6 protein-coding genes and 1 pseudogene are annotated in these 6,599 nt (G+C 72.5%); 6 read left to right on the top strand and 1 reads right to left on the bottom strand.

Going from position 1 to position 6,599, the window contains the following annotated elements; all coding sequences use genetic code 11:
- From AOK24_RS27905 to AOK24_RS27880, 6 genes and pseudogenes are all read left to right on the top strand, one after another.
- Window positions 1-413: pseudogene (locus AOK24_RS27905) on the top strand (NADH-quinone oxidoreductase subunit L); the annotation flags it as partial.
- Window positions 414-419: 6 nt separating this feature from the next.
- Entirely contained in the window at window positions 420-1,994 is a 1,575-nt protein-coding gene (locus AOK24_RS27900) for an NADH-quinone oxidoreductase subunit M (RefSeq protein WP_055722817.1), read from the top strand.
- Window positions 1,991-3,502 carry an NADH-quinone oxidoreductase subunit N gene (locus tag AOK24_RS27895; RefSeq protein WP_055722816.1) on the top strand — a complete coding sequence of 504 codons (1,512 nt, stop codon included), beginning with the start codon at window positions 1,991-1,993 and terminating at the stop codon, window positions 3,500-3,502. Before AOK24_RS27900 ends, AOK24_RS27895 begins: the two co-directional genes overlap by 4 nt.
- A gap of 162 nt (window positions 3,503-3,664) precedes the next feature.
- On the top strand, window positions 3,665-4,528 hold the full coding sequence (gene htpX, locus AOK24_RS27890; protein WP_055722815.1) for a zinc metalloprotease HtpX: 864 nt from the start codon (window positions 3,665-3,667) through the stop codon (window positions 4,526-4,528).
- Entirely contained in the window at window positions 4,525-4,917 is a 393-nt protein-coding gene (locus tag AOK24_RS27885; RefSeq protein ID WP_055722814.1) for a YccF domain-containing protein, read from the top strand. The genes htpX and AOK24_RS27885 overlap by 4 nt, the downstream gene beginning before the upstream one ends.
- A gap of 107 nt (window positions 4,918-5,024) precedes the next feature.
- Window positions 5,025-5,264, top strand: a complete 240-nt coding sequence (locus AOK24_RS27880) for a hypothetical protein (protein ID WP_055722813.1) — start codon at window positions 5,025-5,027, stop codon at window positions 5,262-5,264.
- Between the two features lie 48 nt (window positions 5,265-5,312).
- Here the strand turns inward: AOK24_RS27880 and AOK24_RS27875 are convergent, their stop codons facing one another.
- On the bottom strand, window positions 5,313-6,581 hold the full coding sequence (locus AOK24_RS27875; protein WP_055722812.1) for an APC family permease: 1,269 nt from the start codon (window positions 6,579-6,581) through the stop codon (window positions 5,313-5,315).
- Between the last annotated feature and the right edge of the window lie 18 nt (window positions 6,582-6,599).

Genomic DNA, 6,599 nt, shown 5'->3' with positions numbered 1-6,599 from the left:
TCCCCCTCGGCGCGGTCGCCGCCCACCCGGACGGCGACGCGGCCACCGTCGAGGCCGAGGCCATCGCCAGCCACGCGCCCGCGTACGGGAGCGTCGCCGCCGCCCAGGACCCCGCCGACCCCGGACGCCTGCTGCTCGGCCCCCTGCACCGCCACGCGGCCACCGGCTTCCACCTGGACGCCGTCTACGACGCCCTGTTCGTCCGCCCGGTCCAGTCCGCCGCGCGCCTGGTCCGCTTCCTCGACCGCGAGGTCGTCGACGCCTACGTGGGCGGCGCCGCCGCCCTGCCCCGCTGGCTCGGCACCGCCGTACGGCGGGCCCAGACCGGCAACGTCCAGACCTATGTGAGCGCCCTGCTCGCCGGCACCGTCGTCCTCGCGGTGACCGTCCTTCTCGTCGCCTCGGGAGGGTGAGCGGCCGTGATCGGTATCAACGAGTCCGTGATGCAGTTCCTTCTGGCATTCACCGTCGCCGGACCGCTCCTCGGCGCCGTCACCGCCCTGCTGCCCGCCCCGCCGGGGCTGAAGGGGAAGTCACCGGACCAGGCGGTGCTGCGCCACGGCGTGACCGTCACCGGCGCCGTCCTGGCCGCCGCGATCGCCCTCGCGCTGGGCTTCGACCACGACCACCCCTCGACGATGCAGGCCAGCACCGACATCAGCTGGATCCCCGCGCTCGACGTACGCATCCACCTCGGCATCGACGGCATCTCCCTCCCGCTGCTGGTCCTGACCGCGCTGCTGACCTTCCTGTGCGCGCTGTACTCCTACTGCAAGCCGCCCACGGGCCCGTCCCCGAAGGCGTTCGTCGCCCTGCTGCTCCTCCTGGAAGGCGGCACCCTCGCCACCTTCGCCGTCCTCGACCTCCTCCTGTTCTTCCTCGCCTTCGAGACCGTCCTCATCCCGATGTACTTCCTCATCGCCCGCTGGGGCGGCGAGGACCGGACCCGCGCGGCCTGGAAATTCATCCTCTACACGCTGCTCGGCTCCGTCGTCATGCTCCTCGGCCTGCTCCTGATCGGCGTGAAAGCGGGCACGTTCGACATGGTCGCACTCGCCACTGACAACGGCCGGTCCCTGACCACATCCGTGCAGGTCACCGCCGCTTTGGCGATCGGTCTCGGGCTCGCCGTGAAGACCCCGATGTGGCCTCTGCACAGCTGGCTCCCCGACGCCCACACCGCCGCCCCGACCACCGGCTCGGTCCTGCTCGCCGGCGTCCTGCTCAAGATGGGCACCTACGGGTTCGTCCGCATCCTCCTGCCCGTCGCCCCGGACGGCCTGCGCACCTTCGCGCCCTACCTCGCCGCCTTCGCCGTCGTCGGGATCGTCTACGGTTCCCTGGCCTGCCTCGCCCTGGTCAGGCCCGGCGCGAACGGCGACCTCAAACGCCTCATCGCCTACTCCTCCGTCGGCCACATGGGCTTCGTCCTGCTGGGCATCGCGTCCATGACACCGACCGGCGTGAACGGCGCCCTGTTCGCGAACATCGCCCACGGCCTCATCACCGGCCTGCTGTTCTTCCTCGTCGGCGCCCTCAAGGACCGCACCGGCAGCACCGACCTCGACACCCTCGCCCGGGAGACCGGAGCGGCCCTGTACGGCCGTGCGCCGCGCCTGGGCGGGCTCCTCGCGTTCGCCGCCGTCGCCTCCCTCGGACTGCCCGGACTCGCCGGGTTCTGGGGCGAGATGCTGGCCCTGTTCGGCGCCTTCGACCCCGCGAGCGACCTCAGCCGCCCGGCCTTCCTGACGTTCACGGCGATCGCCGCCCTCGGCACCCTCCTGACGGCCGCCTACCTCCTGCTCGTCGTCCGGCGCGTGTGCATGGGCGCCGTCCCGCAGGACGCCCCGCACCTCGCGGACGTGCGCGCGTACGAGTTCGCGGCCTGGACCCCGCTCGTCGTCCTCACCGTCGTCGGCGGCCTGTGGCCCAAGGCCCTCCTCGGGCTCACCGACCCGGCCGTGCAGCAGCTCCTCGCAGGAGGCCCCCGATGAGCGCCCTCGCGCAGTCCGTCGTCCAGTCGGTCGACTGGCTCACGATCGCCCCGCCGACCGTCACGGCCGTCGCCGGCCTCGCCGTCCTGGTCGCCGACCTGTTCCTCCCGGACGCGAAGAAGCACCTCCTGGGCTGGTTCTCCGTCGTCGGCCTCGCCGCTGCCGCGGTCCTCCTGCTGCCCCTCCTGGACGGCGACCACGCCACCTTCTGCGCGGTCGGCGACCCGCGCGCGTGCAGCTACACGGCGGACCGCTTCACCCTCGTCGTCCAGTTCCTGGTGCTCGGCGGCGCCCTCCTGACCGCCCTCCTGTCCGTCACCGCCCTCAAGGACGAACGCAAGACCCTGCCCGCGGGGGAGTACTGGTTCCTGCTGCTGTCCTCGGCCGCCGGCGCCGCCCTGCTGCCCGCCTCCCGCGACCTCGCCACCCTGGTCGTCGCCCTGGAGGTCGCCTCCCTGCCCGCGTTCGCGCTGGTCGGCATCCGCCACGGCGACAAGCGCTCCTCCGAAGCGGCCCTGAAGTTCTTCCTGTCGTCCGTCACGGCCACCGCCGTCAGCCTCCTGGGCATCAGCTTCGTGTACGCCACGACAGGCACCCTCTACCTCACCCAGGTGGCCGAACGCATCCAGGACATCGACGGCCAGTTCCACACCCTCGCCCAGACGGGCGTCGTCCTCACCCTCGTCGGCTTCGCCTTCAAGACGGCCGCCGTCCCGTTCCACTTCTGGGTCCCCGACACGTACGCGGGCGCGCCCCTGCCGATCGCCGCCTACCTGTCGGTCGTCGGCAAGGCCGTCGGCCTCTCCGGCCTGATCCTCGTCACCGTGGTCGCCCTCCCCTCGTACGGCGACGTCTGGGGCCCCGCCCTCGCGGGGCTCGCCGCGCTCACCATGACCGTCGGCAACGCCGCCGCCCTGCGCCAGCACGCCACGCGCGCGTACAGCGCGGTACGCCTCCTCGCCTGGTCCTCCGTCGGCCAGGCCGGCTACCTCCTCGTACCGATCGCCTCCGCCGCCTACACGGACGACGCCGCCCGCGCCGTCGGCTCCACCCTCGCGTACGCGCTGATGTACGCCGCCGTGAACCTCGGTGCGTTCGCCGTGGCCGCCCTGGTGGCCCGCCAGAGCCCCGCCAACCGCCTCACGGACTACCGGGGCCTGTACGCCCGCAGCCCGCTCTCCGCGCTCCTGCTGGCCTTCTTCCTGCTCTGCCTCGCCGGCCTGCCCCCCGGCGTCATCGGCCTCTTCGCGAAGGTCACCGTCTTCTCGGCGGCCGTCGACGCGGGCCTCGGCTGGCTCGCCGTCGTCATGGCCGTCAACGTCGTGATCGCCCTCTTCTACTACCTCCGCTGGACGGCCCTGCTCTTCGCCGCGCCCGAGTCAGAGCCCGCACGGCACCGCGTCCCGGTCCCCCTGACGGCTGCGCTCACCCTCACGGCCACCGTCGCCGTCGTCCTGTCCGGGGCGCCCCAGCTGGTCCTGCGGTTCGCCGACACCACCCTGTTCTGAGGCCTCACCCGGACGGCCGACCGGCCTGCCCGCGTGCGCGAGGGAACTCGTGGCGCTCGTCTGGCGTTGACACAGACAGGAGGGTCCACTGGACGTGACACCAGAAGGACCGCAGATCAGCGAGCAAAGGGTTCCCCTGCCGCACGACCTGGAGGGCGTACCGTGCACCGCCGGCACAACGGGCTCAGGACCGCAGTACTCCTCGGGGGGCTGTCCGCACTCATCGTCGTCATCGGCGGTTTTTTTGGCCGGACCGGCCTGATCATCGCCGTCCTGGTCGCCCTCGGCACCAACGCGTACGCGTACTGGAACAGCGACAAGCTCGCTCTACGCGCGATGCGCGCGCGCCCCGTGAGCGAGTTCGAGGCCCCCGCCCTGTACCGGATGGTCCGCGAACTCTCCACGCAGGCGCGCCAGCCGATGCCCCGCCTGTACATCTCGCCGACCGAGGCGCCCAACGCCTTCGCGACCGGCCGCAACCCGCGCAACGCGGCCGTGTGCTGCACGGACGGCATCATGCGCCTCCTCGACGAACGCGAGCTGCGCGGCGTCATCGGGCACGAGCTGAGCCACGTCTACAACCGCGACATCCTCATCTCCTCGGTCGCCGGGGCGCTCGCCTCGGTGATCGTCTTCCTCGCGAACTTCGCCTGGCTGATCCCCATCGGCCGCTCCGATGACGACGACGGCCCCGGGATCATCGGCGTGCTCCTGCTGTCGCTCCTCGGGCCGCTCGCCGCCAGCCTCATCCAGCTCGCCATCAGCCGCTCCCGCGAGTACGAGGCCGACGCGTCCGGCGCGCAGCTCACCGGCGATCCGCTCGCCCTCGCGAGCGCGCTGCGCAAGCTCGAACTCGGCACCCAGCAGCTTCCGCTGCCCCCCGAGCCCCGGATCGAGACCGCGAGCCACATGATGATCGCGAACCCCTTCCGTCCGGGGCAGGGATTCTCCAAGATGTTCTCGACGCACCCACCTATGGCGGAGCGGATCGCCCGCCTGGAGAAGATGGCAGGTCGCCAGTCGTGAAGACCATCCTCAACGTCGTCTGGCTCGTCCTGAGCGGATTCTGGCTCTTCCTCGCCTACCTCGGCGCGGGCCTGCTCCTCTGCATCACGATCATCGGCATCCCCTTCGGGATCGCCGCCTTCCGCATCGGCGTCTACGCCCTGTGGCCCTTCGGCCGCACCACCGTCGAACGCCGCGACGCCGGTGCGCCGTCCTGTGTCGGCAACGTCCTGTGGCTCGTCCTGGCCGGCTGGTGGCTGGCCATCGGCCACATCGTCACCGGCCTCCTCCTGTGCGTCACGATCATCGGCATCCCGTTCGGCATCGCCAACTTCAAGCTGATCCCGGTCTCCCTCATGCCCCTGGGCCGCGAGATCGTCCCGACGGACGAGCCGTTCGGCGCCCGCTGAGCCCTGCCGGGGACGGGACAGCCACTCCGGGGTGAGCGAGTTGTCCACAGCCGGGTGGTTGTCCACAGGCCAGGGCGATTGTCAGTGGCGGCGTGCACGATGAAGTCATGACCGAGCACGAGCAGTCGCTGACCCGGGTGCTGAGGAAGGCCCGCACCACCCGGCCCCAGGGCCGGAGTTCACTCCCCGCCGCCGTCGACGCCGAGGGCGCTTGGTACCTGGACCCACCGAGCCTCGCCCAGTGGCTGGAGGACCAGGTCGAGGAGAAGGGCTGGTACGGGGAGCCGGACGAGGACGTCGAGACGGCCCCGTGGGCGGAGTTCCGGATACGTACGGGGGCGGCGTGAGCACCGGATCCCCGTGCGGCGAGCCTCTGCGATCGGCCCGCTGAGAGCTCACTCCCTCCCCGCCACCCACCTCCGCCGCACCCCGTACGCCACCGCGCCCAGCACCAGCACCCCCGCCCCGGACACCACCGACACCCAAGGAAGGGAGAACGCCAGCAGCAGACACCCCGCGAGACCGACCACCGGCACCAGGCGCGCGAGCGGTGCCGGGGACAGGGTCCACGCCGAGGCGTTGGCCACCGCGTAGTACAGGAGGACACCGAAGGAGGAGAAACCGATCGCCCCCCGGACGTCGAGAGTGGCGGCCAGGACGGCGACGACCGCGCCGACGGCGAGTTCGGCCCGGTGGGGGACCTGGAAACGGGGATGGACGGCGGACAGGGCGACCGGGAGATGCCGGTCACGGGCCATCGCGAGGGTCGTCCGGGACACCCCCAGGATCAGGGCGAGCAGCGACCCCAGCGCGGCGACGGCCGCACCGGCCCGCACCACGGGGACCAGCCCGGGCACCCCCGCCGCACGCACCGCGTCCACCAGCGGAGCACCCGCCCCGCCCAGCCCGTCGACACCGAGCACCGAAAGGACGGCGACCGCCACACATCCGTACACCACCAGCGTGACGCCCAGGGCGAGCGGGATCGCCCGGGGGATCGTGCGCGACGGATCCCGCATCTCCTCGCCCAGGGTCGCGATCCGCGCGTACCCCGCGAAGGCGAAGAACAGCAGCCCGGCGGCCTGGAGCAGCCCGCCCGCCCCACCGGAGAACCCGATGTCCGCCGGCCCCGCGCCGGACCTCTCGGCACCCTCCGCCCCCAGGCACACGCCCACGACAGCCACCAGGACCGCCAGCACCACGGCCACGACAGCCCGCGTCACCCACGCCGACTTCTGGACGCCGCCGTAGTTCACCGCCGTCAGCACCAGCACCGACGCGACCGCCACCGCGTGCGCGTGCGCCGGCCAGACGTACAGCCCCACGGTCAGCGCCATCGCCGCGCACGACGCCGTCTTCCCGACGACGAAGGCCCACCCGGCGAGGTACCCCCAGAACGCGCCGAGGCGCTCCCGGCCGTAGACGTACGTACCGCCCGAGGCGGGGTAGCGGGCGGCCAGCCGGGCGGAGGCGGTCGCGTTGCAGTAGGCGATCACGGCGGCCAGCGCGAGGGCGGGCAGCAGACCGGTACCGGCAGCCCGCGCGGCGGGCCCCAGGGCGACGAACACGCCGGCCCCGATCATCGCCCCGAGCCCGATCACGACGGCGTCCCCGAGGCCCAGGGTGCGGCGCAGGGAGGCGGGAGAACCGGAGGGGAGGGTCATGGGCGGAGCCTTCCGGGG

The sequence above is a fragment of the Streptomyces niveiscabiei genome, assembly GCF_001419795.1.
Lineage (GTDB): Bacteria > Actinomycetota > Actinomycetes > Streptomycetales > Streptomycetaceae > Streptomyces > Streptomyces niveiscabiei.
The sequence above is the reverse complement of the archived record's forward strand: the minus strand, read 5'-3'. Positions and strand labels throughout refer to the sequence as shown.

Bases quoted from the DNA above. Each gene is read 5' to 3' on its own strand.
- AOK24_RS27875 (WP_055722812.1), bottom strand. From the start codon at position 6,581: ATGACCCTCCCCTCCGGTTCTCCCGCCTCCCTGCGCCGCACCCTGGGC.
- AOK24_RS27880 (WP_055722813.1), top strand. From the start codon at position 5,025: ATGACCGAGCACGAGCAGTCGCTGACCCGGGTGCTGAGGAAGGCCCGC.
- AOK24_RS27895 (WP_055722816.1), top strand. From the start codon at position 1,991: ATGAGCGCCCTCGCGCAGTCCGTCGTCCAGTCGGTCGACTGGCTCACG.